Annotated in this window: 25 protein-coding genes; 20 read left to right on the forward strand and 5 right to left on the reverse strand. The window is 43.8% G+C overall.

Going from position 1 to position 26817, the window contains the following annotated elements:
- Positions 1-9: 9 nt before the first annotated feature.
- Positions 10-1344: a TrkH family potassium uptake protein gene (locus tag ACHBIE_RS08920; RefSeq protein WP_105110214.1), complete on the reverse strand. Its 1335-nt coding sequence runs from the start codon at positions 1342-1344 to the stop codon at positions 10-12.
- 207 nt (positions 1345-1551) lie between these two features.
- On the opposite strand from ACHBIE_RS08920, the gene asnA reads away from it, so the two are divergent.
- The 3 genes from asnA (at position 1552) to ACHBIE_RS08935 (ending at position 4804) form a co-directional block, all read left to right on the forward strand.
- On the forward strand, positions 1552-2544 hold the full coding sequence (asnA, locus tag ACHBIE_RS08925) for an aspartate--ammonia ligase (RefSeq protein WP_105123490.1): 993 nt from the start codon (positions 1552-1554) through the stop codon (positions 2542-2544).
- A gap of 131 nt (positions 2545-2675) precedes the next feature.
- A complete protein-coding gene (typA, locus tag ACHBIE_RS08930; protein ID WP_105123491.1) occupies positions 2676-4523 on the forward strand; it encodes a translational GTPase TypA in 1848 nt (615 codons plus the stop codon).
- 20 nt (positions 4524-4543) lie between these two features.
- Positions 4544-4804 carry a DUF3165 family protein gene (locus tag ACHBIE_RS08935; RefSeq protein WP_105110211.1) on the forward strand — a complete coding sequence of 87 codons (261 nt, stop codon included), beginning with the start codon at positions 4544-4546 and terminating at the stop codon, positions 4802-4804.
- Positions 4805-4876: 72 nt separating this feature from the next.
- Here the strand turns inward: ACHBIE_RS08935 and ACHBIE_RS08940 are convergent, their stop codons facing one another.
- Positions 4877-6079, reverse strand: coding sequence for a mechanosensitive ion channel (locus tag ACHBIE_RS08940; RefSeq protein ID WP_105123492.1), 1203 nt, complete (start codon positions 6077-6079; stop codon positions 4877-4879).
- 196 nt (positions 6080-6275) lie between these two features.
- Here ACHBIE_RS08940 and murD point away from each other — a divergent pair, with 196 nt between their 5' ends.
- The 12 genes from murD to ileS all read left to right on the forward strand — a co-directional run bounded on the left by murD (position 6276) and on the right by ileS (position 19078).
- Positions 6276-7631, forward strand: coding sequence for a UDP-N-acetylmuramoyl-L-alanine--D-glutamate ligase (murD, locus tag ACHBIE_RS08945; RefSeq protein ID WP_105123493.1), 1356 nt, complete (start codon positions 6276-6278; stop codon positions 7629-7631).
- Positions 7628-8716, forward strand: coding sequence for a UDP-N-acetylglucosamine--N-acetylmuramyl-(pentapeptide) pyrophosphoryl-undecaprenol N-acetylglucosamine transferase (locus ACHBIE_RS08950; protein WP_105110208.1), 1089 nt, complete (start codon positions 7628-7630; stop codon positions 8714-8716). The genes murD and ACHBIE_RS08950 overlap by 4 nt, the downstream gene beginning before the upstream one ends.
- Positions 8700-9803 carry a cell division protein FtsQ/DivIB gene (locus tag ACHBIE_RS08955; RefSeq protein ID WP_105110207.1) on the forward strand — a complete coding sequence of 368 codons (1104 nt, stop codon included), beginning with the start codon at positions 8700-8702 and terminating at the stop codon, positions 9801-9803. The genes ACHBIE_RS08950 and ACHBIE_RS08955 overlap by 17 nt, the downstream gene beginning before the upstream one ends.
- Before the next feature lie 151 nt (positions 9804-9954).
- A complete protein-coding gene (ftsA, locus tag ACHBIE_RS08960; RefSeq protein ID WP_105110206.1) occupies positions 9955-11331 on the forward strand; it encodes a cell division protein FtsA in 1377 nt (458 codons plus the stop codon).
- 26 nt (positions 11332-11357) lie between these two features.
- A complete protein-coding gene (gene ftsZ, locus ACHBIE_RS08965) occupies positions 11358-12608 on the forward strand; it encodes a cell division protein FtsZ (RefSeq protein WP_105110205.1) in 1251 nt (416 codons plus the stop codon).
- Position 12609: 1 nt separating this feature from the next.
- Positions 12610-13290, forward strand: coding sequence for a YggS family pyridoxal phosphate-dependent enzyme (locus ACHBIE_RS08970; RefSeq protein WP_172073771.1), 681 nt, complete (start codon positions 12610-12612; stop codon positions 13288-13290).
- A gap of 2 nt (positions 13291-13292) precedes the next feature.
- Entirely contained in the window at positions 13293-13859 is a 567-nt protein-coding gene (locus ACHBIE_RS08975) for a cell division protein SepF (RefSeq protein ID WP_238140793.1), read from the forward strand.
- A 6-nt stretch (positions 13860-13865) separates the two neighbouring features.
- Positions 13866-14123 carry a YggT family protein gene (locus ACHBIE_RS08980; protein WP_394733174.1) on the forward strand — a complete coding sequence of 86 codons (258 nt, stop codon included), beginning with the start codon at positions 13866-13868 and terminating at the stop codon, positions 14121-14123.
- Positions 14120-14911, forward strand: a complete 792-nt coding sequence (locus tag ACHBIE_RS08985; protein WP_105110202.1) for an RNA-binding protein — start codon at positions 14120-14122, stop codon at positions 14909-14911. Before ACHBIE_RS08980 ends, ACHBIE_RS08985 begins: the two co-directional genes overlap by 4 nt.
- An 8-nt stretch (positions 14912-14919) precedes the next feature.
- Positions 14920-15600 carry a DivIVA domain-containing protein gene (locus ACHBIE_RS08990; RefSeq protein WP_105110201.1) on the forward strand — a complete coding sequence of 227 codons (681 nt, stop codon included), beginning with the start codon at positions 14920-14922 and terminating at the stop codon, positions 15598-15600.
- A gap of 234 nt (positions 15601-15834) precedes the next feature.
- Positions 15835-16275 carry a GNAT family N-acetyltransferase gene (locus ACHBIE_RS08995; RefSeq protein WP_105123562.1) on the forward strand — a complete coding sequence of 147 codons (441 nt, stop codon included), beginning with the start codon at positions 15835-15837 and terminating at the stop codon, positions 16273-16275.
- A gap of 13 nt (positions 16276-16288) precedes the next feature.
- On the forward strand, positions 16289-19078 hold the full coding sequence (ileS, locus tag ACHBIE_RS09000) for an isoleucine--tRNA ligase (RefSeq protein ID WP_394733175.1): 2790 nt from the start codon (positions 16289-16291) through the stop codon (positions 19076-19078).
- Positions 19079-19142: 64 nt separating this feature from the next.
- On the opposite strand, the gene ACHBIE_RS09005 is transcribed toward ileS, so the two are convergent.
- Together ACHBIE_RS09005 and ACHBIE_RS09010 are read right to left on the reverse strand one after the other, a co-directional pair.
- A complete protein-coding gene (locus ACHBIE_RS09005; protein ID WP_105110199.1) occupies positions 19143-19451 on the reverse strand; it encodes a DUF1827 family protein in 309 nt (102 codons plus the stop codon).
- A 62-nt stretch (positions 19452-19513) separates the two neighbouring features.
- Positions 19514-19969 carry an NUDIX hydrolase gene (locus tag ACHBIE_RS09010; RefSeq protein ID WP_105110198.1) on the reverse strand — a complete coding sequence of 152 codons (456 nt, stop codon included), beginning with the start codon at positions 19967-19969 and terminating at the stop codon, positions 19514-19516.
- A gap of 156 nt (positions 19970-20125) precedes the next feature.
- On the opposite strand from ACHBIE_RS09010, the gene ACHBIE_RS09015 reads away from it, so the two are divergent.
- Complete coding sequence (locus ACHBIE_RS09015) at positions 20126-21124, forward strand: MBL fold metallo-hydrolase (protein WP_105110197.1); 999 nt, start codon at positions 20126-20128, stop codon at positions 21122-21124.
- 163 nt (positions 21125-21287) lie between these two features.
- Here ACHBIE_RS09015 and ACHBIE_RS09020 read toward each other — a convergent pair whose 3' ends face one another.
- Positions 21288-23540: an AAA family ATPase gene (locus ACHBIE_RS09020; protein ID WP_394733176.1), complete on the reverse strand. Its 2253-nt coding sequence runs from the start codon at positions 23538-23540 to the stop codon at positions 21288-21290.
- Between the two features lie 223 nt (positions 23541-23763).
- Between ACHBIE_RS09020 and ACHBIE_RS09025 the strand changes: the two genes are divergently transcribed.
- The 4 genes from ACHBIE_RS09025 to ACHBIE_RS09040 all read left to right on the forward strand — a co-directional run bounded on the left by ACHBIE_RS09025 (position 23764) and on the right by ACHBIE_RS09040 (position 26498).
- Positions 23764-23994 (forward strand): DUF1797 family protein, encoded by a 231-nt coding sequence (locus ACHBIE_RS09025; RefSeq protein WP_105123499.1) that lies wholly within the window; start codon positions 23764-23766, stop codon positions 23992-23994.
- Positions 23995-24121: 127 nt separating this feature from the next.
- The gene (locus tag ACHBIE_RS09030) at positions 24122-24802 is read left to right on the forward strand and encodes an amino acid ABC transporter permease (RefSeq protein ID WP_105110194.1); all 681 of its coding nucleotides are present in this window, start codon (positions 24122-24124) and stop codon (positions 24800-24802) included.
- A gap of 1 nt (position 24803) precedes the next feature.
- A complete protein-coding gene (locus ACHBIE_RS09035; RefSeq protein WP_105110193.1) occupies positions 24804-25538 on the forward strand; it encodes an amino acid ABC transporter ATP-binding protein in 735 nt (244 codons plus the stop codon).
- Between the two features lie 114 nt (positions 25539-25652).
- On the forward strand, positions 25653-26498 hold the full coding sequence (locus ACHBIE_RS09040; RefSeq protein WP_125265334.1) for a bifunctional methylenetetrahydrofolate dehydrogenase/methenyltetrahydrofolate cyclohydrolase: 846 nt from the start codon (positions 25653-25655) through the stop codon (positions 26496-26498).
- Positions 26499-26817 lie beyond the last annotated feature (319 nt).

Consider the following 26817-nt stretch of genomic DNA (forward strand, 5'->3'; position numbering starts at 1 on the left):
GTTTCTCCTTTAAACAATCATGGTTGATTTTGCATATTGCAATTTATCCTTCTTGTCAGGTTTGTGACTAGATAGACTGACTAGAATGGAGATAGGGCCGATTCTGCCAAAGAACATCAGGAACATGATGATAACTTTTCCAGCCAAACTGAGGAAGGGGGTTAAATTGGCTGTCACACCGACCGTTGCCAGGGCTGACATGACCTCAAACATGAGGAAAATCAAAGGTTGCTTAGCATCTGTCACACTGAGTCCAGCCAAGCCTAAGATAAAGACAGACGTAAAGACGATGAAGGTTGCAAATGCCTTGCGGATGGTCAGATGGTCAATGGTATGGTGGTTGAAATTAGTATGGGGAAGCCCCAGAATTTCGCTGCGTGCATAGAGTAAAAGCGTTAGGAAGGCTGTGATTTTAATACCTCCTGCCGTACCACCAGGGGCTCCTCCCAGCATCATTTGGAAGATATAGAGGAGGAGGGTGATAGGTTCGGCCTTGGTATAATCAATACTGGCAAAGCCTGCTGTCCGCATGGTCACCGTTTGGAAAAAACTGGTCAATAGTTTGTTGCCCAGCGACATGGAGCCAATAGTGGCAGGATTATTGTATTCTGTGATAAAGGTTAAGACTGTCCCCGCTGCAAGAATGAGTACAGTCAGAGCCAGCACTACCTTGGTATGGAAATGGAGTTTTCTGTGGTGGAATTTCTTGCCTATTTGAGAACGTAAGTCAAACCAGACGGAAAATCCCAATCCTCCCATGATAATCAGAGCAGCCAAGGTTAGATTGATGAGGGGATTTTCAGCGTACTGGACGATGCTGCTGGCCCCTAAATTATCAAAACCAGCATTACAGAAGGCAGAGACAGCCACAAAGACAGAAGAAAATAGACCGTCCTTCCAGCCGTATTCTGGAACAAATTGAAAGGCCAGGAAGAAGGCGCCCAGGGCCTCACTGGCAAAGGTAAAGGCAAAGACAGATTTGATAAAGCTGGAAAAATGCTTGGTGTCCGTTCGCGACAGGGCCTCCTGTAAGGTAGAAGCATTGACAAAACTCAATTTCCGTCCTCCTCGAAGGGAGAAGAGACCGATAAAACTAATTAAGCTCAATCCGCCGATTTGAATCAGGACCATACAAATCAATTGTCCAAACATGTTGTAGGTTTCAGCCACAGGCTTGGTAAATAACCCCGTCACGCAGACCATGGATACCGTAGTAAACAAATGGTCCAGGTAGCTAGCAGTAGAGCTAGCCTTTTGAGCAATTGGTAAACTGAGCAAAAATGAGCCAACCAGAATTACAGCTAGGAAACTGGCGATAATCCGTTGACTAGGTGAAAATTTCATTTTCAAAGCCCCATTCTATTCTATAAAATATGAAGCCATTTTAGCATAATTTTTCCAAAAAGTAAGGAAAGAAGTGGCGAGAAAGCAGAAGAACCAGCATTTTGGAAGAAATAATTCATTAAATTTTCAGAATATTTAATAAAATCCTTTACAAGTCCATGAAAATGGGTATAATAGGGAGTATAGAAAAAATTAGGAGGTTTAGGTATGAAGAAAAATTTCATTCATCAGCAAGAGGAGATTTCTTTCGTCAAGAATACATTTACCCAGTATTTGAAAGACAAGCTAGAAATCGTTGAAGTGCAGGGACCGATTTTGAGTCGTGTCGGGGATGGTATGCAGGATAATTTGTCTGGCGTGGAAAATGCCGTTACCGTTAATGTCAAATTGATTCCAGATGCGACCTACGAGGTAGTGCATTCCCTTGCAAAATGGAAGCGTCATACCTTGGCTCGTTTCGGTTTCAATGAAGGCGAGGGACTCTTTGTCCACATGAAGGCCCTCCGCCCGGATGAAGAAGATTTGGATGCCATCCACTCGGTCTATGTAGACCAGTGGGATTGGGAAAAGGTTATTCCAGCTGGTCGGAGAAATCTGGCTTATCTGAAGGAAACAGTTGAGCAGATTTACAAGGCCATCCGCCTGACGGAGTTGGCAGTCGAGGCGCGTTACGATATCGAATCTGTCTTACCGAAGAAAATCACCTTTATCCACACAGAAGATTTGGTCAAGAATTTCCCTGATTTGACACCTAAGGAACGTGAAAATGTTGTTGCCAAAGAATACGGCGCTGTTTTCCTCATCGGTATCGGTGGTGAATTGGCCGATGGCAAGCCACATGATGGTCGCGCACCTGACTACGATGACTGGACGACACCGTCAGAAGGTTCTTACAAGGGTCTCAACGGAGATATTTTGGTCTGGAATGAAGCTCTAGGTTCTGCCTTTGAATTGTCCTCAATGGGCATTCGGGTGGACCAAGATGCTCTCAAACGCCAAGTAGCTATTACCGGCGATGAGGCTCGTTTGGCCTATGATTGGCACCGTGCTCTCTTGGACGGCCAGTTTCCGCTATCTATCGGTGGTGGTATTGGACAATCGCGTCTGGCCATGTTTCTCCTTCGTAAAAAACATATCGGTGAGGTTCAATCCAGCGTCTGGCCACAAGAAGTCCGAGATAGATTTGAAAATATTTTGTAAGAGATTGGTGACAATCTCTTTTCTTTCGCTTTCATTGACTCATTGAAAACATTTACAACATGATTATCTGTGATTTTTGCGCCAAACTGTGATATACTTTTTTAGTTACATTAAATGATTTAGAGGATAATATGACAAAACTTAGAGAAGACATCCGTAACGTTGCTATTATTGCCCACGTTGACCACGGAAAAACAACCCTCGTTGATGAGCTTTTGAAGCAGTCACAAACCCTTGATGAGCGTACGCAGTTAGACGAGCGTGCCATGGACTCAAACGACATCGAAAAAGAGCGTGGGATTACTATCCTTGCTAAAAACACTGCTGTAGCTTATAACGGTACTCGTATCAACATCATGGACACACCAGGACACGCGGACTTTGGTGGTGAGGTTGAGCGAATCATGAAAATGGTTGACGGTGTTGTGCTTGTCGTAGATGCTTACGAAGGTACCATGCCACAGACTCGTTTCGTATTGAAAAAAGCCCTTGAACAAAACCTGACACCAATCGTTGTTGTCAACAAGATTGACAAGCCTTCAGCTCGTCCAGAAGAAGTAGTGGACGAAGTGCTTGAGCTCTTCATCGAGCTTGGTGCGGATGATGACCAGTTGGAATTCCCAGTTGTTTACGCATCTGCTATCAACGGAACATCTTCTCTGTCAGACAATCCAGCTGACCAAGAAGAAACAATGGCACCAATATTCGATACCATCATCGAGCACATTCCAGCTCCAGTTGATAATTCAGACGAGCCACTTCAGTTCCAGGTTTCGCTCTTGGATTATAACGACTTCGTTGGTCGTATCGGTATCGGCCGTGTCTTCCGTGGTACGGTAAAAGTTGGTGACCAAGTTACCCTTTCTAAACTCGACGGTACAACGAAGAACTTCCGCGTAACTAAGCTCTTCGGTTTCTTTGGCCTTGAGCGCAAGGAAATCCAAGAAGCTAAGGCAGGTGACTTGATTGCCGTTTCAGGTATGGAAGACATCTTCGTCGGTGAAACTGTAACGCCAACGGATGCGGTTGAAGCACTCCCAGTTCTTCGTATCGATGAGCCAACTCTTCAAATGACTTTCTTGGTCAACAACTCACCATTTGCAGGTCGTGAAGGTAAGTGGGTAACTTCTCGTAAAATCGAAGAGCGTCTTTTGGCAGAATTGCAGACAGACGTGTCTCTCCGTGTAGAAGCGACTGATTCACCTGACAAATGGACTGTTTCAGGGCGCGGTGAATTGCACTTGTCCATCTTGATTGAAACCATGCGTCGTGAAGGCTATGAGCTTCAAGTTTCACGTCCAGAGGTTATCATCAAGGAAATCGATGGCGTGAAGATGGAGCCATTTGAGCGCGTGCAAATTGACACACCAGAAGAATACCAAGGTTCTGTTATCCAATCTCTTTCAGAGCGTAAGGGTGACATGTTGGATATGATTTCAACTGGTAATGGTCAAACTCGATTGGTCTTCCTTGTACCAGCCCGTGGTTTGATTGGTTACTCAACGGAATTCCTTTCTATGACTCGTGGTTACGGCATCATGAACCATACTTTTGACAAATACTTGCCAGTTGTCCAAGGTGAAATCGGTGGTCGCCACCGTGGTGCCCTGGTTTCCATCGATCAAGGTAAGGCAACGACTTACTCAATCATGCGTATTGAAGAACGTGGTACCATCTTCGTCAACCCAGGTACTGAAGTGTACGAAGGTATGATCATCGGTGAAAACTCACGTGAAAATGACTTGACAGTTAATATTACAACAGCTAAGCAAATGACCAACGTTCGTTCAGCAACCAAGGATCAAACATCAGTCATCAAGACACCACGTATCTTGACTCTTGAGGAATCACTTGAATTCTTGAACGACGATGAGTACATGGAAGTAACGCCAGAATCAATCCGTCTTCGTAAGCAAGTCTTGAACAAGGCAGAGCGTGACAAGGCTGCTAAAAAGAAAAAATTAGCAACGGAAGAATAGAAATCTCAAAGGGGATGGTCATGTTTTATCTGATACTAGCAATATTATTGGTGCTCTTTTATATCTTTTTAGCCCCCAATAATGTACGAGGGACTATCAACCTCATGGTAGCAGTTGTTGCCGTTGTAGCCCTCTTCATCTTTTTAATGCTAGCCTTCCTAAAAATCTTGCAGGTATCTTCAGATATTTGGGTAGGATTTATCGTCATCTTCATCGGCCTATGGGCCATGAGAGACATCTATTATTTAGATAAACCGAGTCGAAAAACAGTGAGAAAATAAGAAGAAGCAGGATTGGAAAGAGTCCTGCTTTTTTGTTATATTAAAAGCCCGACTTACTGTCGAGCTAAGATATTATTCTTTATCAATTTTCTTTTCTAATTTTTCCAATTGTTTGGCTGCGAAGTCACGACCACCGAGACCGAAGGCCAGGGCAAAGGCAACAGCCAAGGCTCCCAGAACAATCGTGAAGGTCGATTGAACGATATTCTGTGCGAATTTCAATTGGTCAAGAGCCATGAAGGCTGCAAAGACAATGAGGCCATAGCGGACAAGGCCAGCTAGGAAGGCATTGTTGGTCACCTTGCTCAAGAAACCAGATAGAATGTTGCCACCAATGACTGCCAAAACAAGAATGGCAATGGCACTAATCAGGGACGGAAGGTAGGCAAGAATGGCTGTACCAACAGCGTTAAAGACTTGCAGGTTAAGAACTTGGATAGCTTGAACAAAGAAGAATACAATAATGATGCCACGAACCAATTGAGCCAGGATAGAGGAAAGTTGGAAGTTGGCATCTTCTTTGTTTGTCAAATACTTAGAGTAGGCATTGATACCAGCAGTTTCAAGAAGATTTTCCAAGAGGTTGCCCAAGAGCTTGGCAATGAAGCTACCAAGAGCGACTAGGACAAGGGCTACCAGGATATTTGGAAGGAAGCCAATGACCTGGTTGAGAATGGTGACGATTGGTTGAGAAATGCTGGTGATACCCAGAGTTTCCAAGGCCAAGGTCAAGATTGGAATGAAGATAAGAACGTAAACGACTGTTGCTAAGACAGTGATGAGTTGTTTAGTGTCAAATGGCAATTTTTCTTGGCCAGTAACCTTGGTGTACCATTTGTCAATTTCCAGACGCTCCAAGAAGGCTTTCAGAAGACCCTTAATGAAGTTACAGAAGAAGGTTCCTACAAAGAGAATCAATCCAGCTGCAATCAAATTAGGAATAAAGGCAAAGAATTTTTGGAACATGCTCGAAATCGGGTCAACAGTACTGCTGATATTCAAGCCCGAAAGGATAGAAGGCAGGAAGAAGAGAATGACCAAGAAATAAACCAGTTGACCGAGGTTTTTAATGATGGCCTGTCCATTATCTTCCGGCTTGAGGACACCCCATTTTTGCAATTTTTGAGCAAATTGAATCTTGTTCAAACCAGCCAGGGTTAATTTACGCAGGAGACCTGCAAGGACAAAGGCAATGATCAAGAGAACGATCATGCGGACAACTCCTGGCAAGGCCGAAACCAAGGGCAGGAAGAGTGTATCGAAAATATTAGACATATAGATACTCCTTAAAAATATATTTCTATTTTAGTCTAACATTTTTATAGGTAGGGTGCAAAGAAAACGCTTTACAGTCTGCTTTTTGTGGGATAAAAGGTAGTATAGGAGGCGTTAGCTTGTTGCTATGGCTTGAAAAAGCCGGGCTTTCAAGGTAAAATAAAGTGTTAGAAAGTTGAGAGATAGGAATTGTAAGATGAAACAAATTGATAGTGTCAAAAATAAAAAGGTCCTGGTTCTGGGACTGGCTAAGTCAGGCGAGTCGGCAGCTCGCTTGCTCCACCAGCTCGGTGCCATTGTTACAGTCAATGACGGCAAGCCGTTTGAGGATAATCCCACAGCTCAATCTCTCCTGGAAGAGGGGATTCGTGTCATCTGTGGCAGCCACCCCCTAGAATTATTGGATGAAGAATTTGCCCTCATGGTGAAAAATCCAGGTATTCATTATCAAAATCCTATGGTAGAGAAGGCCTTGAAAAAAGGGATTCCAGTTTGGACAGAGGTGGAGCTGGCCTATTTGATTTCAGAAGCGCCGATAGTGGGTATCACAGGTTCAAATGGCAAGACTACGACTACGACCATGATTGCGGAAGTTCTCAATGCTGGCGATACATCTGCTAAACTGTGTGGGAATATCGGTTATCCAGCCTCATCAGTGGCTCAAACAGCGACAGAAGAGGACACCTTGGTCATGGAATTGTCTTCCTTCCAGCTTATGGGGACGGAGTCCTTCCGACCACACATTGCTGTGATTACCAACTTGATTGCCAGCCATATTGATTACCATGGGACCTTTGATGCCTATGTTGCTGCAAAATGGATGATTCAGCGTCAGATGACGGCTGACGATTTTATTGTGCTGAATTTTAATCAGCAGGAAGCCAAGGATTTGGCTGCTCAGACTTTAGCGACCGTGGTGCCTTTTTCTACGCTAGAGGTGGTAGATGGGGCTTATTTGGCAGAAGGCAAGCTGTATTTCAAGGGTGAATATATCATGGATGCTGATCAGATTGGTGTTCCCGGCTCGCACAATGTTGAAAATGCCCTGGCGACGATTGCGGTTGCCAAGTTACTGGGTGTGGCGAATCAGTCTATCCAGGAAAGTTTGGCTGCCTTTGGTGGTGTCAAACATCGCTTGCAATTTGTAGGAACGATCAACGATATTTCCTTCTACAATGACAGTAAATCTACTAATATATTAGCTACCCAAAAAGCTCTATCAGGTTTTGACAATAGCAAGGTCATTTTGATTGCCGGTGGTTTGGATCGTGGCAATGAATTTGATGACTTGGTGCCAGATTTAGTTGGATTGAAACAGATAGTGATTCTCGGTCAATCTGCTGAGAGAGTCCAGCGGGCTGCAGACAAAGCGGGAGTGGATACCATTTCAGCGACAGATATTGCTGATGCCACTCGCAAGGCCTTTGAATTGGCTCAAGCAGGAGACGTCGTTCTCCTTAGTCCTGCCAATGCAAGCTGGGATATGTATGCCAATTTTGAAGTTCGAGGGGATGTTTTCCTCGACACCTTTGAGGAGTTGAAAAACAAATGAAAAAAATCGTATTTACGGGTGGGGGAACAGTCGGTCATGTGACTCTCAACCTCCTCCTAATCCCGCGTTTTTTGGAAGAAGGCTGGGAAGTTCACTATATTGGAGATGAAAAAGGGATTGAGCATGAACAGATTAGCCAGTCTGGTCTGGACGTGACCTTCCATTCCATTGCCACAGGTAAACTGCGCCGTTACTTTAGCTGGCAGAATATGCTGGACGTCTTTAAGGTTGCCTGGGGGATTGTCCAATCCTTAGTGATTATTGGCAAAATCCGTCCTCAAGCCCTCTTTTCAAAAGGTGGTTTTGTATCCGTTCCGCCTGTCATTGCTGCCAAGGCTCTCGGCGTGCCAGTTTACATTCACGAATCAGATTTGTCTATGGGACTGGCCAATCGCATTGCCTATAAATTCGCTACAACCATGTATAGCACTTTTGAGCAACCACTGTCACTGACAAAGGTTAAACATGTGGGGGCAGTGACCAAGGTAGGTCAGACCAAGAAGAAAGTCACCCCTATTCAACTGCCGGAAATTCTGAAACAGTTTGATAAAGAGCTGCCAACGTTACTTTTTGTTGGTGGTTCGGGTGGTGCCAAGGTTTTTAATGACCTGATTAGTCAGCATAAATCGGCCTTGACCGAGCGATTTAACATTATCAATCTGACTGGAGATAGCAGTCTCAACAGTCTGGAACAGCACCTCTATCGTGTGGACTATGTGACGGAGCTCTATCAGCCCTTGATGGATTTGGCGGATGTGGTAGTGACCCGTGGTGGCTCCAATACCCTCTTTGAGTTGATTGCCATGAAAAAGCTGCATCTGATTGTCCCGCTTGGATTAAAGGCCAGTCGAGGAGACCAGATTGAGAATGCCAATTATGCGGTCAATAAGGGCTATTCACGAAAATTGGATGAAGAATTTTTGACGCTGGAGTCACTTTTTGATGAAGTGGGTTATTTGTTGACCAATAAAGACCAATTTGTCACACAAATGGAAAACTCCAATGAAATCCAGTCGGTAGATAGTTTCTATGCTATTTTGATGTCAGATATTGAGGGTGGAGGTGCCAATGGGCCACAAAGATGAACAACTGATTTCTGATGAAAACGAAAAACTTGTAGAGGTCCAAGAGATGGAGGAAACTGAAGACCAGGAGGTAGAATCTGAGTCCTTTTCAGAAGAGCAAAGTGATATAGAGCGAGCTGATGAACATTCGCATGTAGAAGGCGATGAGGAAAGTTCTTCTGAGGATGAAGAGACCGATGCTGAACCTATAGCATTGGAAGACTTGGATCCAGATGAAGCCAGCGAATTTTTCAGGAACTGGAAGGAAAAGTTCAAAGAGCACCAACAAATCCAGGAAGAGGAAATCAAGCAGGCAGAAGACCAGACAGAGACTGAAGTAACACCTGTTTCAAAAAGGTCTTTCTTTCCATTTGGACGAAAAAAAGCAGGAGAAAAGAGTAAGAAAACAGAAGCTAGAATTCCTAAGGATGCCCTCCTTAAATCTATTCCGCTTTATTTAGCTGGGCTCCTCATCATTCTCTCTTCTGCCTATCTGATTAGCCCTTTTGGTAAATTGAAAGATATTCAGGTAAAAGGAAATGAGCATATTTCGGAAGAATTGGTAAAAGAGTACAGTAATATCCATGAAAAGGACTATGTCCTATCTGTCCTTCTCAACCGAAAATCCTACACCAAGAATATCGTCAACAGAAGTAATCTAATCAAGGACGTATCTGTTCAATTCCAGCTGCCTAATCGCTTTTTGCTAGAATTAGAAGAATATAAAGAGCTTGGTTTTATCACAGAGAATAATCAATTTTACTCCATCTTATCTAGTGGCGAGGTTTCAGAGGTTCCTACTGAGGAAGAAAATATGCCTCTGAATGCAACAATGGTTCACACAACTGACAGGGAATTGTTGAAAAAAATGGCTTTACAGCTAGCTGAAATTGATGAGAATATTCGCGCCAATATCCTGACTATCGATTTGACACCTACTAAAGCAACCAAGGATTTGTTGACCTTGACCATGGCTGATGGCAACGTCGTCCTGGTGCCAGTTTCAGAGCTAGATATCAAGCTTCCCTACTATCCAAAAATTGCTCGCCAGCTCATTTTGCCGAGTATGATAGATATGGAAGTTGGAGTTTACAGTTATGCTTTATAAAGCAAGGAAATGAGAAAAAATCTTTTAGAAATAAGCATGAAAAATAGCCATTTTAGAATGTTATATGGTATAATTAAGGATGAATAATTCTATTTATCTAAAAAATGGATGCTTTTTTAAAATGAGATGAAAGTAAGAGAGGACTGACAGAATGGCTAGAAACGGCTTTTTCACGGGATTAGATATTGGTACAAGCTCCGTTAAAGTCTTGGTTGCGGAATATATTGATAATGAAATGAACGTTATTGGAGTAAGTAACGTTAAGAGTGCTGGGGTCAAGGACGGGATTATCGTTAACATTGATGTTGCAGCCGCAGCAATTAAAAAGGCCTTAGAACAGGCTGAAGAAAAATCTGGGATTCGCATCGATAAGGTAAACGTCGGTTTGCCAGCAAACCTTTTGCAAATCGAGCCTACTCAAGGGATGATTCCAGTCACAACAGATTCCCAAGAAATTACAGACTTGGACGTTGAAAATGTTGTTAAATCAGCCTTGACCAAGAGCATCACACCAGAGAGAGAAGTGATTTCTTTTATTCCAGAGGAATTTGTGGTGGATGGCTTCCAGGGAATCAAAGATCCCCGTGGAATGATGGGAATCCGTCTAGAGATGCGGGGTATGCTCTACACAGGTCCAAGAACTATTTTGCACAATCTACGTAAAACCGTTGAGAGAGCTGGAATCCAAGTTGAACATGTTGTGATTTCTCCTCTGGCCCTAACAAGGTCCGTTCTCAATGAAGGTGAACGTGAATTTGGTGCTACGGTGATTGACCTCGGTGGTGGTCAGACAACTGTTGCAGTTATGCGTGGCCAAGAGCTCCAATACACGAATATCTACCAAGAAGGTGGCGACTACATCACCAAGGATATCTCTAAAGTCCTTACTACATCTCAAAGTATTGCTGAAAATCTTAAATACAACTACGGTATCGCTTATCCAGCAGATGCAACTGAAAAAGAAACATTCACTGTTGAAGTGATTGGAGAAAGCAAGCCTGTTGAAGTAACAGAATTGTACTTGTCAGAAGTGATTGCTGCTCGTCTTCGCCAGATTTTCAATAAAATCAAACAAGATTTGGAAAGAACACGAGCATTGGAATTACCAGGCGGGATCGTTCTTGTCGGTGGTGGAGCAATTCTTCCAGGTGTTGAAGAATTAGCAGAAGAAGTTTTTGGTGTAACGACAAAAATCTTCGTACCAAATCAAATTGGTATCCGTAATCCATCCTTCGCACATGTGATTAGCCTAGTTGAGTATGTCGGTCACCTGAGTGAAGTGGAAAAAATTGCACAATATGCTGTAAACGGTGAGGCTCAGCTACGTATCAAACCAGTTGATATTCAACCAACAAGTCGAGTTCAAGTTCAACAGCCTGTAAGAGATTTTGAAGATGAAATCGCTGATGAACCGGTATATGATACGACCGTAAAACCATACGGACAAGAAGAATATGGTCAAAACGAGGAACCAAAAGTTAAGTTGACCGATCGTATCCGTGGTCTCTTTGGAAGTATGTTTGAATAATGAATGAAGGAAAAGGTAAATAATCTATGACAATTTCATTTGAAACGGCAAATACTGGTGCTGTAATTAAAGTTATTGGTGTCGGCGGTGGCGGCGGAAATGCTATCAACCGCATGATTGAAGAAGGTGTAGCTGGCGTAGAATTTATTGCGGCTAACACAGATGTTCAAGCTTTGAGCAGTTCAAAAGCTGAAACAGTCATCCAATTGGGACCTAAGTTAACTCGTGGTCTTGGTGCTGGAGGTCAACCTGAAGTTGGTCGTAAGGCTGCTGAGGAAAGCGAAGAAACTCTGAAAGAAGTTCTTTCAGGTGCAGATATGGTCTTTATTACAGCTGGTATGGGTGGAGGCTCTGGTACAGGTGCTGCACCAGTTATCGCCCGTATCGCCAAAGAGTTGGGTGCCCTTACTGTAGCAGTTGTAACTCGCCCATTTGGTTTCGAAGGAAACAAGCGTGGTAACTTTGCTATCGAAGGTATTGATGGTCTGCGTGAGCAAGTAGATACTCTCTTGATTATTTCAAACAACAACCTCCTTGAGATTGTTGATAAGAAAACTCCGCTTTTGGAAGCCTTGAGTGAAGCAGACAATGTCCTTCGTCAAGGTGTTCAAGGGATCACAGACCTCATCACTAACCCAGGTTTGATCAACTTGGACTTTGCGGATGTGAAGACTGTGATGGAAAATAAAGGCAACGCCCTTATGGGTATTGGTATCGGTACTGGTGAGGACCGTGTCATTGAGGCGGCTCGCAAGGCGATTTATTCACCATTATTGGAAACAACTATCGATGGTGCTGACGATGTCATTGTCAATGTGACCGGTGGTTACGATATGACCTTGACAGAAGCAGAAGAAGCTTCAGAAATCGTTCATCAGGCAGCCGGTCAAGGTGTAAACATTTGGTTGGGTACATCAATCGATGAATCGATGAAAGATGAAATCCGCGTAACCGTTGTTGCGACAGGTGTTCGTCAGGATGGACCTTCTGCTAAAACATCGCCATCAGGTACAACCAAACATCACCGTCCTGAGGTCGTTTCTGCAGCCCGTTCTGCGGCTCGCTTTGACTACACCTCAACACCGGCACCAACTCCTTCTTCTGTTCAACAAGCAGAAGTTCCAAAAGCTTCAGCATTTGGTGAATGGGATTTACGTCGCGAGAATTTGTTGAAATCTTCTGAGCTTGAAGCACGTCCTAGTATTTCGGTTGAGAAATTTACAGTCGAAGAAGATGAAGATGAGTTAGACACTCCACCATTCTTCAGAAATCGCTAGTATGACCATAAAAGAAAACGTTGCAAGGGTGGGCCAAGCAGTTGAACAAGCCTGTTTGGAAGCTGGTCGCCCATTAGAATCGGTAAAGGTAATAGCTGTCACAAAGTATGTTGACAGCTCTATTACTAGAGAATTGATTGAAGCTGGTGTGACAGATATTGGGGAAAATCGGGTGGACAAGTTTCTCGATAAGTACCATGCCCTGAAAGACCAGGCAGTAAGCTGGCATCTGATTGGAACCCTGCAAAGAAGAAAAGTCAAGGATGTTATCAATTTTGTTGATTACTTCCATGCCTTAGACTCTCTTAAGTTAGCAGAGGAAATTCAAAAACGGGCAAAGAAACCAATCAACTGTTTTTTACAGGTCAATGTTTCTAAAGAAGAATCAAAACATGGTTTTTACGAGGAAGGGATTGAACCGGCATTGGTTGAATTGGCTAGGTTAGATAAGGTAAGATTGGTCGGTCTCATGACCATGGCACCTATCAATGCTGATAAAGAACAGCTCAGTCAAATTTTTCATCAAACAAACGCAATCAGAGAAAGATTAGCAAATTTGAATCTCCCTAATATGCCTTTTACGGAATTAAGTATGGGAATGAGTGGAGATTTCAAGGAAGCAATTGAGGCGGGCTCGACTTTTGTTCGCATTGGGACAGCATTTTTTAGTAAGGGAGAGTAAAAGTGGCATTCAGAGATACATTTAAAAATTTTTTCACCTACTTTGAAGTGGATGATAGTGCTGAATTAGAAGATTCAACCGGCCATCAAATGCCCAATGAACAGCCCAAATTGCAAGTTGCTAAGAAAGAAGTTACAAGAGAGCAGGCTTTACCATTGGAAAAAAGAAGAGGAACTGGGAGTCATTCTTCGGAATCCGTTGCCAATATTCAACGGTTGAATGAACGGCAGCAAGAATTGCTCGCAATCAATGGTCCTGAGAGAGAGAAGAAGACAACCATCGACATTAAGTTTCCTAAGCGATACGAAGATGCACCTGAGATTGTGAATCTATTGTTAGAAAATGCAAGTATTTTAATTGATTTCCAATTTATGACAGAGCAGCAAGCTAGGAGATGTTTGGATTATCTGGATGGGGCTCGGTCAGTCTTGGCCGGAAATCTTAAAAAGGTTTCCAATTCTATGTGGCTATTGACCCCGGTTAATGTTCGGGTAAATATTGATGAGTTGAGAAATGTGAACTCTGGCCAACATTTGGACGGGCAGTTCGATTTCGATATGAAGCGGTAAGACATCATGTGGTTACTAGTACAAATCCTGCTAAAGGCTATTGATGTCTATGCAAGCATTTTATTGATTTATGCACTCATGACTTGGTTTCCAGCTCTTGTCCAATCTAGGATTGGTCAACCAATTAGATGGCTTGTTGAGCCCATTTTGATACCGTTCAGAAGATTGAACCTACAATTTGGTGGATTCGATTTCACTATCTTGGTGGCCTATCTGTCTCTTCAAATCTTATCGAGAATTCTAATAGGATTGGTAATTTTATGAAGGATAGGCAAGTCATCCTGCAACACTATCAAAAGTCGGAGCAAGATTTTGTTGAGCGGATTTATGAAATGTGTCAATTTGTAGATAGGACTTCCATCGACAGGTTGACAGATTTTCTTAATCCAAGACAGGTCATGATTATTGAAGCAATTGCCGGGAAGTTTAATCTCTTTGCTCATTCGAGTGGGCATCATCTTCCGACGGAATATAGCAGGCTCATTATTTCAACAAGCGATCAATTGCCAGAGTTTGCTGACTATGAAATTTCGATTTTAGAAGTTGATTTTAACAGAAAGTTTCATCAGCTTAGTCATTCGCAGATTTTAGGAACACTCTTAAATCGTTTGGGTATTCAGCGGAAATTTCTGGGAGATATTTTTATCAATGATCAGGAAATTCTCCTGTTTATTGATGAAAAATTTAGCACCATTCTCTTAATGGATGTTGAAAGGATTGCCAAGGTTCCTGTAAAATGGAAGATGCGGACAGCTGAATCAGTGTGCTTGGAGCACCATATCCAGGTTGACAAGAGGGTCATTCTGGCCTCCAGTTTGCGATTGGATAAATTAGTAGCTGCTGCTTTTCAACTATCTCGTTCAGCAGTTGTGAAGCTAATTGAGTCAAACAAGGTCAAGGTTGACTATGCTGAAATTAGTCAGGTCTCAAAAACTCTTGAAATAGGTCAATTGGTTAGTGTGCGTGGCTTCGGAAGATTCCGATTGGTAGACCTGCTCGGAACATCCAAGCAGGGGAAATTTAAAATAGAAATAGAAGTGACAAAAGTATAGGGGGAAATATGGCCTTAACAACACTTGAATTAAAAGATAAGACCTTTGGGACAAAATTCAGAGGCTATAATGCTGATGAAGTTGATGAGTTTTTGGACATTGTCACCAGAGATTATGAGGAATTGGTTCGTCTGAAGCAAGAGCACGAAGCAGAATTGAAAGCCTTGCGCGAACGCCTCACTTACTTCGATCAGATGAAGGAATCGTTGAGCCAATCTGTCTTGATTGCCCAGGATACAGCTGATCGTGTAAAAGCAGCAGCGGAAGAGCGCGCCTTTAATATTAAGCAACAGGCTGAATATGATGCGCACAATCTTCTCAACGAAGCCAAAGAGAAGGCAAATGAAATACTTCGTTTGGCGACAGACAATGCTAAGAAGGTTGCAGTAGAGACTGAGGAGTTGAAGAACAAGACACGTGTTTTCCATCAACGTCTTCGCTCTACTTTGGAAAGCCAGCTTGCCCTTGTAAATAACGCTGAGTGGGAAGAAATTCTCCAACCAACGGCGTCTTATTTGCAGACAAGTGACGAAGCTTTCCGTGAGGTCCTGGTTAAAGCGATTGATGAAGATGTGGAGTTGGAAGAGTTAAACCTTGATTATACTCGCCAGCTTACAGCTGAAGAAATTGCTGAACTCAATCGCCAGGCAGCTGCTATTGAAGCAGAATTGGAACAATCAGCAGACTAATTACATACTGATGAAGCAAAAACACAACGAATATTGATAGGTTTAGCGAGCAGGTGACGGTGGAAGACTTGTACTCACTCAATAGGAGTTATCATTTTGCGTATTTTTCCTTGAACTCAAGTAGGGGAAAACGTCTGTTCACGTTACGAACGTAGAGGGATAGGGGAAACTCTGTCTAAACTAAGGTGGTACCACGAACTTTCGTCCTTATTGGCGGGAGTTTTTTTGATGCTTATGATACGATTAGAAGAAGTAACGAAAGAAAATTTTGATGCCGTGCTAGATTTAAGTCTGGCAGAGGAAGACAAGCGTAAAGTGGCTCCGGTGGAGTATTCGCTTGCTCAAGCCTGGCTTTATCGAGAGGAAGAGAGGCTCTATCCCCTGGCTGTTCGTCTTGGCAAAAGGATTGTCGGTTTTGTCCTCCTTTCGGTAGATAAGGACAGGCAAACGGTCTTGCTCTGGCGCTTGCTGATTGATAAATCCTATCAAAACAAGGGCTACGGCCAGGAGGTTATTCGACAGGTAATGGTCCTAGCTAGGCAAACATTTTCTTGCCACCAGCTAGTCACTAGCTATGTCATCGGCAATCATAAAATGCGGTACATCTTAGAAAAACTCGGTTTCCAGTCAGCTGGAATGACTGGACATGAAATAAAAATGGTAATTACCCTATAAAAAAGGAGAAATGATGAAATTAAAAGAAACACTCAACCTAGGTCAAACAGCCTTTCCAATGCGTGCAGGCTTACCAACACGTGAACCTGAATGGCAAAAAGCTTGGGACGAGGCAAACTTGTATGCCCGTCGTCAAGAACTCAACGCAGGCAAGCCAGCCTTTCATCTTCATGATGGACCTCCATACGCTAACGGAAATATCCACGTTGGGCATGCCCTGAACAAGATTTCTAAAGATATTATCGTTCGCTCTAAGTCAATGTCAGGCTTCCGAGCACCTTATGTACCAGGTTGGGATACACATGGTCTTCCGATTGAGCAAGTCTTGGCGAAACAAGGGGTCAAACGCAAGGAAATGGACCTGGTTGAATATCTTGAAATGTGCCGTGACTACGCTCTTAGCCAGGTTGACAAACAACGGGATGACTTTAAACGCTTGGGTGTTTCTGCAGACTGGGAAAATCCATACATCACCTTGACTAAAGACTATGAAGCAGCTCAAATCCGTGTTTTCGGTGCTATGGCAGACAAGGGTTATATTTACCGAGGGGCTAAGCCAGTTTACTGGTCATGGTCATCTGAATCTGCCCTTGCAGAAGCTGAAATCGAATACCATGACATTGACTCAACATCTCTTTACTATGCTAACAAGGTCAAAGATGGCAAGGGACTCTTGGATACAGATAGCTACATCGTTGTCTGGACAACGACTCCATTTACAGTAACGGCATCTCGCGGTTTGACAATGGGAGCAGACATTGACTATGTCTTGGTTCAACCAGCTGGTTCTGAGCGTAAGTATGTCTTGGCAGAAGCCTTGGTTGATAGCTTGGCAGTTAAATTTGGTTGGGAATCCTTCGAAGTGATTTCAAAACACAAGGGTGCTGAATTTGAATATATCGTGACCGAACACCCATGGGATAGAGAAGTGGATGAATTGGTCATCTTGGGTGACCATGTTACCACAGACTCAGGTACTGGAATCGTCCATACGGCTCCAGGATTTGGTGAAGACGACTACAATGTCGGTGTCAAATATGGCTTGGAAGTTGCTGTAACTGTCAACGAACGTGGCTTGATGAATGAATCTGCGGGTCCTGATTTTGAAGGGCAATTCTATGACAAGGTTGTGCCAACTGTCAAAGAAAAATTGGGTGACTTGCTTCTTGCTAGTGAAGTGATCAATCACTCCTACCCATTTGACTGGAGAACCAAGAAGCCAATCATCTGGCGTGCAGTGCCACAGTGGTTTGCCTCTGTTTCTAAATTCCGTCAGGAAATCTTGGATCAAATCGAAGCAACAACTTTCAATCCATCTTGGGGTAAAACACGTCTTTACAACATGATCCGTGACCGTGGGGACTGGGTTATCTCTCGTCAACGTGCTTGGGGTGTGCCACTCCCAATCTTCTACGCAGAAGATGGCACAGCCATTATGACAAAGGAAGTAACAGACCATGTAGCATCTCTCTTTGAAGAACATGGGTCAATCATCTGGTGGAAATCAGAAGCTAAAGATCTTCTTCCAGCTGGATTTACTCATCCAGGTTCACCAAATGGCGAATTTACCAAAGAAACAGATATCATGGACGTATGGTTTGACTCTGGTTCATCTTGGAATGGTGTCATGAACGCCCGTGAAAACCTTGCCTACCCAGCAGACCTCTACCTAGAAGGTTCTGACCAATACCGTGGTTGGTTTAACTCATCCTTGATTACCTCTGTAGCCGTAAATGGTCATGCCCCATACAAAGCTATCTTGTCACAGGGCTTTGTATTGGATGGTAAAGGCATGAAGATGTCTAAATCTCTAGGCAATACCATCCTTCCAAGTGATGTTGAGAAACAGTTTGGTGCAGAAATCTTGCGTCTATGGGTGACATCCGTTGATACTTCAAACGATGTGCGTGTGTCTATGGACATCCTTGGACAGGTTTCTGAAACCTACCGTAAAATTCGTAACACCCTTCGCTTCTTGATTGCCAACACTTCTGATTTCAATCCTGCAAGTGATGCGGTGGCCTACGAAGAGCTTCGTTCTGTTGACCAGTATCTCTTGGTGAAATTTAACAAGTTGGTAGCTCAAATCCGTGAAGCCTACGACAATTATGATTTCATGGCAATTTACAAGTCTGTCGTAAACTTTGTAACCCTTGATTTGTCAGCCTTCTACCTCGATTTTGCCAAGGATGTCGTCTACATTGACGGTGCCAAATCCCTTTCTCGTCGTCAGATGCAGACAGTATTCTATGACATCTTGGTGAAAATTACCAAGCTCTTGACCCCAATCTTGCCACACACGGCAGAAGAAATCTGGTCATACTTGGAACACGAAGCAGAAGACTTTGTACAATTGGCGGAAATGCCAGAGGTGGAAACCTTTGCCAATGAAGCGCAGCTTTTGGCTGACTGGGAAAACTTTATGGTCTTCCGTACAAAAGCTCAAAAAGCATTGGAAGAAGCACGCAATGCCAAAGTGATTGGTAAATCGCTAGAAGCACATCTGACTGCCTATGTCTCAGCTGAAACCAAGTCCTTCTTGGAGAGCTTGAATGCAGACCTTGCTCAGTTGCTCATCGTTTCAAACTTGACAGTAACCACGGAATCAGTTCCTGCAAGTGCGCTTGTGGTGGATGAAGTTGCCTTTGAAGTAGAACGTGCAGCAGGTGAAGTATGTGACCGTTGCCGTCGCATTGATACTAGCGTTGTTGAGCGTAGCTATGGCGCAACCATCTGCGACCACTGTGCAAGTGTTGTAGAAGAAAACTTTGCTGAAGCAGTAGCAACTGGATTTGAAGCATAATGATATGACAAAGTCTATCGAAAGATAGGCTTTTTCGTCTAAAAAAAGAAACCGTTCTGGTTCCTTAGATTTCGCTGACGATTGGGAAGGACATCTCAATCAATTTATCTGTGTGGATTGTGCGAATGGCTGCTTTGTTTATCTTCCGTTCATCAATCTTGCGATGAAGGAAAAAATCACGGATTTTTTCAATTTCTGACTGTTGGACAGAGCGGTATTTATTGCTGATGAGGAGTTCGTAGTGGCGGGGAGCCTGAGTGAAGATAACATCAGTATTTCCCGCAGAATAAGTCTCTACCAAAAATGCATCCGTATTGGCCAGTTGATTTTGAACCAACTGGCTATGGCTATTGGTTGTATTTATAATTTTCATGCAAAACCTCCTCTAACTCTATGGCTTCATTATAGCACTATCAGCAAGATTTGACTAGTCTTTTATAGTGTTTTTTGATCTAAAATCCATTGTTGCACGCCCCATTTATGGCTACCTCGTTTTAATTTTTCAAGGGCTTCTTGGATGGGAAACCAGGCAAGATGATTAAAATCTTCTAGTGGTTGTCCGATTTGATGATAGCTCTTAACCTGGTAGATGTAGGCAGGGTTGTGGAAGTGGGTATCTCGGTGGCTGGAATAAAAATATTCATCCGCCTGTCCATAATAATGCCCAATTTCAGCTGTAAATCCCAGTTCTTCCATCAATTCTCTTTCCAGGGCAATGAGGTGGTTTTCGCCTTTTTCAATTTCTCCACCCGGTAAAAACCAGGCGCCATTTGGTGCTTGAACCAGGATAATCTTATCATTTTCTTCATTTGGAATAACAGCATAGACTCCCTGGCGTAATTGATAGTCGACTCCTACTTGTTTTTCTCCAAATACTGCAATCTGTTCCATATTTTCCTCGCTTAATGTTTAAGAGCTTGAATTGTTAACATTATACCATTTTTTCATTATTTTTCCTTATGGAAGATGTTATCAAGTGTAATAATTTCAAGGCTCTATAATGTGCTATACTTAGATTATGGAAAACGATTACAAAAGGAGGGGCTCATGAAGGAAATCTATCCAAATATTTATACTTTTCCCATTGTATTGCCCAATAGTCCATTGAGAGAAATCCATGTTTACGTGATAAAAAGTCCGGAAAGGTCGGTCTTGATTGACACGGGCTACAATCATCCAGAATCTTTTGAAGCTATGTTAGCAGGATTGGCTGAATTAGGATTGGAAATGAAGGATGTTGACCTGGTTTTGACCCATCTCCATGCAGATCACACAGGGCTAGCGACAAGGTTTTATCAGGCTGGCGCTAAAATTTATGCTGGTCGTGTGGATGGGATTTTGATGAATGAGATGGCAACGGGTCCTTATTGGGACAGGATGAATGATTATCGTCAGCTATATGGTATCTCCAGGGATGAGATGGCTGTGGAGGACAACCCTGGTTTCAAGTTTCATCTACCTAGTCAGGTCCCTTTTGATATCCTTGAGATTGGCAAGTATTTCAAGGTTGGAGGCTTTAAATTTGAAATTATAAATCTCCAAGGCCATACACCAGGGCACATCGGTTTATTGGACCGTCAGAAACAGCTCTTAATTGGCGGAGATACGGTTCTGGATCCGATTACTCCTAATATTACCTTTTGGGGATGGGATTATCCCAATATCCTAGGAACCTATCTAGCAACCCTGGATAAATTAAGACGAACACCGCTGCGTTTAATCTTGCCTGGCCATCGTAAGCCTATTGAAAATCATTTGGAGCGGATTGGAGTTTTAGAAACCCATCATTTTGAACGTTTACAGGAAATTTTAGATAGCATTTCGGAGGGTGAAAAGGTCACTGTCAGGGATGTATCGGCACGGATTAGTTGGCGCATTAAGGCTGATAGTTGGGAGGCCTTTCCAAAGGCTCAGAAATGGTTTGCTAGCGGTGAGACCATGGCCCACCTAGATTATTTGGTGCATACGGAACATCTAACTATGACTATCGAGGATGGCGTTGCCCAGTTTGTCAAATTGCGTTCCAACATCACTCCTGTTGATTGATTTCTTCATCAGTTATAGGGCGGGCAAGGATGATTGGTTGCACATAGGCGCGCTTGCGATTATCTCGATGTTCGCGATGATTTAGTTTTTTCTCTTTCAAAAACAGAACCTGTTAGACAGGCTCTGTTTTCTTTTTATAGACGAAACTAGACTGAGTATCCCTTTAGACTTCTTTGACTTTGGCGACGGTTTGCGCCTTAATCTGAATGTCTCCCTTGCTGGACATGACAGCGCGGAGATTTTTCTCCGTTGGATGTTCCAGATAGAAGTCCGTAATAGCATCTTCAATCTGGTCTTGAATGGTTCGGCGGAGCGGACGGGCACCCATTTTTGGATCATAGCCCAGGTCGACCAATTTTTCCTTGACCTTGTCTGTCACATGGAGGCTGATGCCGTTGGCAGACAAGCGCTTGTTGACATCTTCCAGCATGAGGCTGACAATTTCAAGCAGATTATCCTTACTAAGCGGCTGGAATTCGATGATACCGTCGAAACGGTTCATAAATTCTGGGCTGAAGAAGTTACCAAGCTGACCGAGGACTGATTGAGCCCGCCCTTCCATAGCAGCACCGAAACCGACAGAGGCCTCAACCTTGCCAGTACCGGCATTGGAGGTCATGATAATGATAGTATCTTTGAAGGAAACAGTCCGACCTTGCCCGTCTGTCAAGCGACCGTCATCCAGGACCTGCAAGAACATGTGCATGACATCTGGATGGGCCTTTTCTACCTCGTCCAGGAGAATGAGCGAGTAGGGATTGCGGCGCACTTTCTCAGTCAATTGCCCGGCCTCTTCATAGCCGACATAGCCTGGAGGGGCACCGACCAATTTGGCAACGGCGTGTTTTTCCATGTACTCAGACATATCAAAGCGAATCATACTATCAGCTGAGCCGAAGAGCTCGATGGCCAGCTGTTTAGAAAGCTCGGTCTTACCGACACCGGTTGGACCAACGAAAAGGAAGGAACCGATTGGACGGTTGGGCGCACCCAATCCGACGCGATTGCGACGAATGGCCTTGGCAATCTTATCCACGGCATCGTCTTGGCCAATCACATGAGCCTTGAGGTCGCTAGCTAGGTTGATGAGTTGAGATTGTTCTTTCTCCTTCAAATCGCCGACAGGAATATTGGTTTTCTGCTCGATAATGGCCTCAATTTCCTTCTCAGTAATGAGTGGAATGTCCTCTTCACTGATAGTCGCCTGCTGCATTTCCTTGTATTTAGCAATCTGGTCGCGGAAGTAAGCAGCTTTTTCGTAGTCTTCATCACGAGTAGCCTGGGCTTTGCGATTTTCAGCATCGATCAGGCGTTGGTCAATCTCTTTCGGATCAATGAAATTGAGAGTCAGGTTCATCTTGGAACCCGCCTCATCCAAGAGGTCAATGGCCTTGTCAGGCAGGAATCGGTCCTGGATGTAGCGGTTGGAAAGGACAGCTGCAGCTTCAATAGCCTGATCTGAATACTTAACGTGGTGGTAGTCCTGGTACTTAGCCTGGATGCCCTTGAGAATGGTAATGGTCTCTTCGACGCTTGGCTCCTCAACCTTGACAGGTTGCATGCGGCGTTCCAAGGCGGCGTCCTTCTCGATAATACGATATTCATTGAGGGTGGTTGCTCCGACCAGTTGCATTTCGCCACGGGCAAGAGCTGGTTTGAGAATGTTGCCGGCATCCATGTTGCCGTCGCCAGCAGAACCTGCTCCGACAATTTCATGGATTTCGTCGATAAAGAGGATGACTTCCTTACGGTTGCGAATTTCCTCCATTAGTTTTTGCATGCGTTCTTCAAATTGTCCACGGATACCTGTTCCTTGCACTAAGCTAACAACGTCTAGGCGGATAACTTCCTTCTTTTGGAGTTTATGTGGGACATCTCCGTCTACGATTTTCTGGGCCAGACCTTCGACAACGGCCGTTTTACCAACACCGGGCTCACCGATGAGGACGGGGTTGTTCTTGGTCCGGCGGTTGAGAATCTCAATTACGCGAGTGATTTCTTGGTCGCGTCCGATAACCGGGTCAATATCTCCACGGCGAGCAATCTCGGTCACGTTAATACCAAATTCTTCCAAGAGGCCGTTTGGCTGTTGCGGTGCTTGCGGGATACCTCCGCCAGGCTGATTGGAGCGGCCGCCGCCTCGGTTCCCTCCTCCAGACTGGGTCGGAGGTGTCTGGTTGCGGTCACGTCCAGCTGGTGTGTTGTCAGGGTATCCTCCCAAATGATTGAAAAATTCACTGAAGGGATCCATGTTGTTAGGGTTGAAGTCGCCTAGGCCACGGAGAATGGCGTTGTTGGGGTCAGTCTTCATGATTTGGTAGCAGTTGTGGCAGAGGTCGACCTGCTGTTGTTTGCCGTTGAGGTTGGTGTAGAGATGGATGGTTGCGTCATTGATGTTACAGTTTTTGCAGAGCATAATTCTACCTCTTTCTTTGAAAAAATGTGACCTTTGTTCAAATGGTCAATAAAGGTCAAATGTAATTTAATTATAACAAGTTTTAGGAAAAAATCAAGAAATTGCTATTTGCTAGTCTATTTGCAGAAAAATGTGCGGGTGTATGCAACAAAAACGTGTAAAAAAGAGACTTTTCAGTTACTTTGTGGTAAAATATACCTATACTAAGAAGAGGAGAAAGATTATGGAATCACACTTAGTGAGAATCATCAATCGTCTGGAAGCGATGGCGGGTGATGGTGGTACCCTCAAGCGTAATTTTGAGCGTGAAGGTGTTGTCGTTGCTGAAGTTGCCTACAGCTACGATGAAGAAAATGGTTCAGTATATACCTTGCGTGATGTTGCTGCTCGTGAAACCTATACGTTTGACAGCATCGACTTGATTGCAATGGAAATCTACGAATTGTTGTACTAATAAGTAGTAGAATGCACCTTCGGGTGCTTTTTAGTTTAAATGATGAATATTTTAGACAGGGATGTTGCATATTTATTCAAGACGTGGTATAGTAGTGAGTATATGAAAAAATGGAGTAGTGGATGAAATGAATTTTTCTTTTTTGAATGATTATATTGCTTATTTTAATTATGGGGCCTTGGTAACTCTCATCATTGCCAGTTTTGTCGTCCTTTTCGGGAGCATCATCGGTGTCTTGTTAGCCTTTGCCCAGCGGAGCAAGTATAAAATTTTGGCCTGGTTTGCCAATATCTATGTATGGATTTTCCGTGGTACGCCAATGGTGGTGCAGATTATGATTGGTTTTACCATGACCCACATTGCAGCACCGACCTTCCAGTTGGGGATTTTGTCTGTTGACTTGACCCGTCTTTTGCCAGGTATTATTATCCTATCTATGAACTCAGGTGCCTATGTGTCAGAGGTGGTCCGGGCAGGTATCAACGCGGTTCCTAAAGGGCAGCTGGAGGCGGCCTATTCTCTAGGGATTAGACCAAAACAGGCCATGCGTTATGTCATCATGCCACAGGCCATTAAGAATATCCTTCCAGCCTTGGGAAATGAATTTGTGACCATTGTCAAAGATAGCTCACTCCTGTCTACGATTGGGGTTATGGAGCTTTGGAATGGGGCAACGACGGTTTCGTCTACGACTTATATTCCTTTGGAGCCACTGATTTTTGCAGCATTTTATTACTTGATTTTGACCAGCTTGCTGACGCTTGTCATCCAGCATTTTGAGAAGAAAATGAACAAGGGAGGCCATTAAGATGGCGGAAACAATTATTTCAATTAGAGATTTACACAAGTATTTCGGGGAAAATGAAGTTCTGAAAGGAATTGACTTGGATGTGGAGCAGGGAGAGGTAGTGGTTATTATCGGACCGTCAGGATCTGGGAAATCGACTTTCTTGCGGACCATGAACCTACTTGAGGTACCAACCAAGGGGACGGTGACCTTTGAGGGCGTGGATATTACGGATAAGTCCAACGATATTTTCAAGATGCGAGAGAAGATGGGCATGGTCTTCCAGCAGTTTAATCTATTTCCCAATATGACTGTTCTGGAAAATATCACCCTTTCGCCCATTAAGACCAAGGGGATTGCCAAGGCAGAGGCTGAGAAAAAAGCCTTGGAATTGTTAGAAAAGGTTGGTTTGCCAGACAAGGCCCAGGCCTATCCACAAAGTCTCTCAGGTGGTCAGCAACAGCGGATTGCCATTGCGCGTGGTCTGGCTATGGACCCAGATGTGCTCCTCTTTGATGAGCCGACATCTGCCCTTGACCCTGAAATGGTTGGAGAGGTATTGGCGGTTATGAAGGATTTAGCCAAAGCTGGGATGACCATGGTTATCGTGACCCATGAAATGGGCTTTGCCAAGGAGGTCGCAGACCGAGTTATCTTCATGGATGGGGGCTATATCGTTGAGATGGGCAGTCCTGAAGCAGTCTTTGACCAGACCAAGGAAGAGCGAACCAAGGACTTTTTATCTAAGGTACTATAGACCAGTAACTCCGGCATTGTTCGGGGTTTTTCTTATTTTTTTGAAAAATAGCAGAGCAGGTTGGGAAATTGTCCCTGTTTTTTGTATAATGAAAGAAAACAATAAGGAGTTGGCATGACAATTATTGATGGTAAAGCCCTGGCGGCGAAATTGCAGACGGCCCTGGCAGACAAGGTTGCAGAAATGAAAGAAAAGACAGGCTTGGTTCCAGGTCTTGTGGTCATTTTGGTTGGTGAAGATCCTGCCAGCCAGGTCTATGTACGAAACAAGGAACGTTCGGCTTTGGCTGCTGGTTTTAAGAGTGACGTTGTTCGCCTTCCAGAGTCTATCTCAGAGAATGAATTATTGGACCTGATTGACAAGTACAATCAAGATGAGAATTGGCACGGTATCCTGGTCCAACTGCCTCTACCTGTTCATATTGATGAAGAAAAGGTGCTCTTGGCTATTGATCCTGACAAGGATGTGGATGGGTTCCATCCGACCAATATGGGGAAACTCTGGTCTGGTCATGCAGTCATGATTCCTTCAACTCCTGCTGGAATTATGGAGATGTTTAAGGAATACCAGATTGACTTGGAAGGTAAATCAGCTCTAGTCATTGGCCGTTCAAATATTGTTGGTAAGCCCATGGCCCAGCTCCTCTTGGATGCCAATGCGACTGTGACCATTGCCCATTCTCGGACCAAAAACTTGCCAGACTTGGCTCGTCAGGCGGATATTTTGGTGGTAGCTATCGGCCGTGGACATTTTGTCACCAAGGAATTTGTCAAACCAGGTGCAGTTGTCATTGATGTGGGGATGAACCGTGATGAAAATGGCAAGCTGATTGGCGATGTCAAGTATGATGAAGTTGCCGAACTTGCTAGTCACATCACCCCTGTTCCAGGTGGTGTCGGTCCGATGACCATTACCATGCTGATGGAGCAGACTTTCGAGGCTTTTAAGCGGTCATTATAGAAGATGGAAGGGCAGGTTATTCTGCTCTTTTATTACTGGTTAATATACATTTTTATAAATTCAGCCTTTGGACTGATTATAATTTATATGTAAAGGTTTACAATAAGGGTGTTCCTAGTAATGGGAACACCCTTTTACCCCAGGATTCAAGAATGCTTACAGTGGTTTTCTTGAATTTTCCTAATCTCCTTTAGGTGTCGACTGAGGTCGGCGCCTTTTCTGTCACAAAAAAGGGAGCGGGAAAGACATCCATGATGGCTTCGCCCTCACCCACAGAATAATGAAAACGAACATAAAGCCCTCACTAGGTGTATAATCT

Origin of the sequence: Streptococcus sp. A23 (assembly GCF_043674155.1) — a bacterium.
Taxonomy (GTDB): Bacteria; Bacillota; Bacilli; order Lactobacillales; family Streptococcaceae; genus Streptococcus; species Streptococcus suis_V.

What these genes read in the sequence shown, in the direction of transcription:
- ftsA (WP_105110206.1), top strand. Translation starts at nt 9,955, where the DNA reads ATGGCTAGAAACGGCTTTTTCACGGGATTAGATATTGGTACAAGCTCC.
- ACHBIE_RS08990 (WP_105110201.1), top strand. Translation starts at nt 14,920, where the DNA reads ATGGCCTTAACAACACTTGAATTAAAAGATAAGACCTTTGGGACAAAA.
- ACHBIE_RS08940 (WP_105123492.1), bottom strand. Translation starts at nt 6,079, where the DNA reads ATGTCTAATATTTTCGATACACTCTTCCTGCCCTTGGTTTCGGCCTTG.
- ACHBIE_RS08950 (WP_105110208.1), top strand. Translation starts at nt 7,628, where the DNA reads ATGAAAAAAATCGTATTTACGGGTGGGGGAACAGTCGGTCATGTGACT.
- ACHBIE_RS09040 (WP_125265334.1), top strand. Translation starts at nt 25,653, where the DNA reads ATGACAATTATTGATGGTAAAGCCCTGGCGGCGAAATTGCAGACGGCC.
- ACHBIE_RS09020 (WP_394733176.1), bottom strand. Translation starts at nt 23,540, where the DNA reads ATGCTCTGCAAAAACTGTAACATCAATGACGCAACCATCCATCTCTAC.
- ACHBIE_RS09015 (WP_105110197.1), top strand. Translation starts at nt 20,126, where the DNA reads ATGAAGGAAATCTATCCAAATATTTATACTTTTCCCATTGTATTGCCC.
- ACHBIE_RS09010 (WP_105110198.1), bottom strand. Translation starts at nt 19,969, where the DNA reads ATGGAACAGATTGCAGTATTTGGAGAAAAACAAGTAGGAGTCGACTAT.
- ACHBIE_RS08955 (WP_105110207.1), top strand. Translation starts at nt 8,700, where the DNA reads ATGGGCCACAAAGATGAACAACTGATTTCTGATGAAAACGAAAAACTT.
- ACHBIE_RS08980 (WP_394733174.1), top strand. Translation starts at nt 13,866, where the DNA reads ATGTGGTTACTAGTACAAATCCTGCTAAAGGCTATTGATGTCTATGCA.
- ACHBIE_RS08920 (WP_105110214.1), bottom strand. Translation starts at nt 1,344, where the DNA reads ATGAAATTTTCACCTAGTCAACGGATTATCGCCAGTTTCCTAGCTGTA.
- ACHBIE_RS08985 (WP_105110202.1), top strand. Translation starts at nt 14,120, where the DNA reads ATGAAGGATAGGCAAGTCATCCTGCAACACTATCAAAAGTCGGAGCAA.
- ACHBIE_RS09030 (WP_105110194.1), top strand. Translation starts at nt 24,122, where the DNA reads ATGAATTTTTCTTTTTTGAATGATTATATTGCTTATTTTAATTATGGG.
- ftsZ (WP_105110205.1), top strand. Translation starts at nt 11,358, where the DNA reads ATGACAATTTCATTTGAAACGGCAAATACTGGTGCTGTAATTAAAGTT.
- ileS (WP_394733175.1), top strand. Translation starts at nt 16,289, where the DNA reads ATGAAATTAAAAGAAACACTCAACCTAGGTCAAACAGCCTTTCCAATG.
- ACHBIE_RS09035 (WP_105110193.1), top strand. Translation starts at nt 24,804, where the DNA reads ATGGCGGAAACAATTATTTCAATTAGAGATTTACACAAGTATTTCGGG.
- ACHBIE_RS09025 (WP_105123499.1), top strand. Translation starts at nt 23,764, where the DNA reads ATGGAATCACACTTAGTGAGAATCATCAATCGTCTGGAAGCGATGGCG.
- ACHBIE_RS09005 (WP_105110199.1), bottom strand. Translation starts at nt 19,451, where the DNA reads ATGAAAATTATAAATACAACCAATAGCCATAGCCAGTTGGTTCAAAAT.
- ACHBIE_RS08995 (WP_105123562.1), top strand. Translation starts at nt 15,835, where the DNA reads ATGATACGATTAGAAGAAGTAACGAAAGAAAATTTTGATGCCGTGCTA.
- ACHBIE_RS08970 (WP_172073771.1), top strand. Translation starts at nt 12,610, where the DNA reads ATGACCATAAAAGAAAACGTTGCAAGGGTGGGCCAAGCAGTTGAACAA.
- murD (WP_105123493.1), top strand. Translation starts at nt 6,276, where the DNA reads ATGAAACAAATTGATAGTGTCAAAAATAAAAAGGTCCTGGTTCTGGGA.
- asnA (WP_105123490.1), top strand. Translation starts at nt 1,552, where the DNA reads ATGAAGAAAAATTTCATTCATCAGCAAGAGGAGATTTCTTTCGTCAAG.
- ACHBIE_RS08935 (WP_105110211.1), top strand. Translation starts at nt 4,544, where the DNA reads ATGTTTTATCTGATACTAGCAATATTATTGGTGCTCTTTTATATCTTT.
- typA (WP_105123491.1), top strand. Translation starts at nt 2,676, where the DNA reads ATGACAAAACTTAGAGAAGACATCCGTAACGTTGCTATTATTGCCCAC.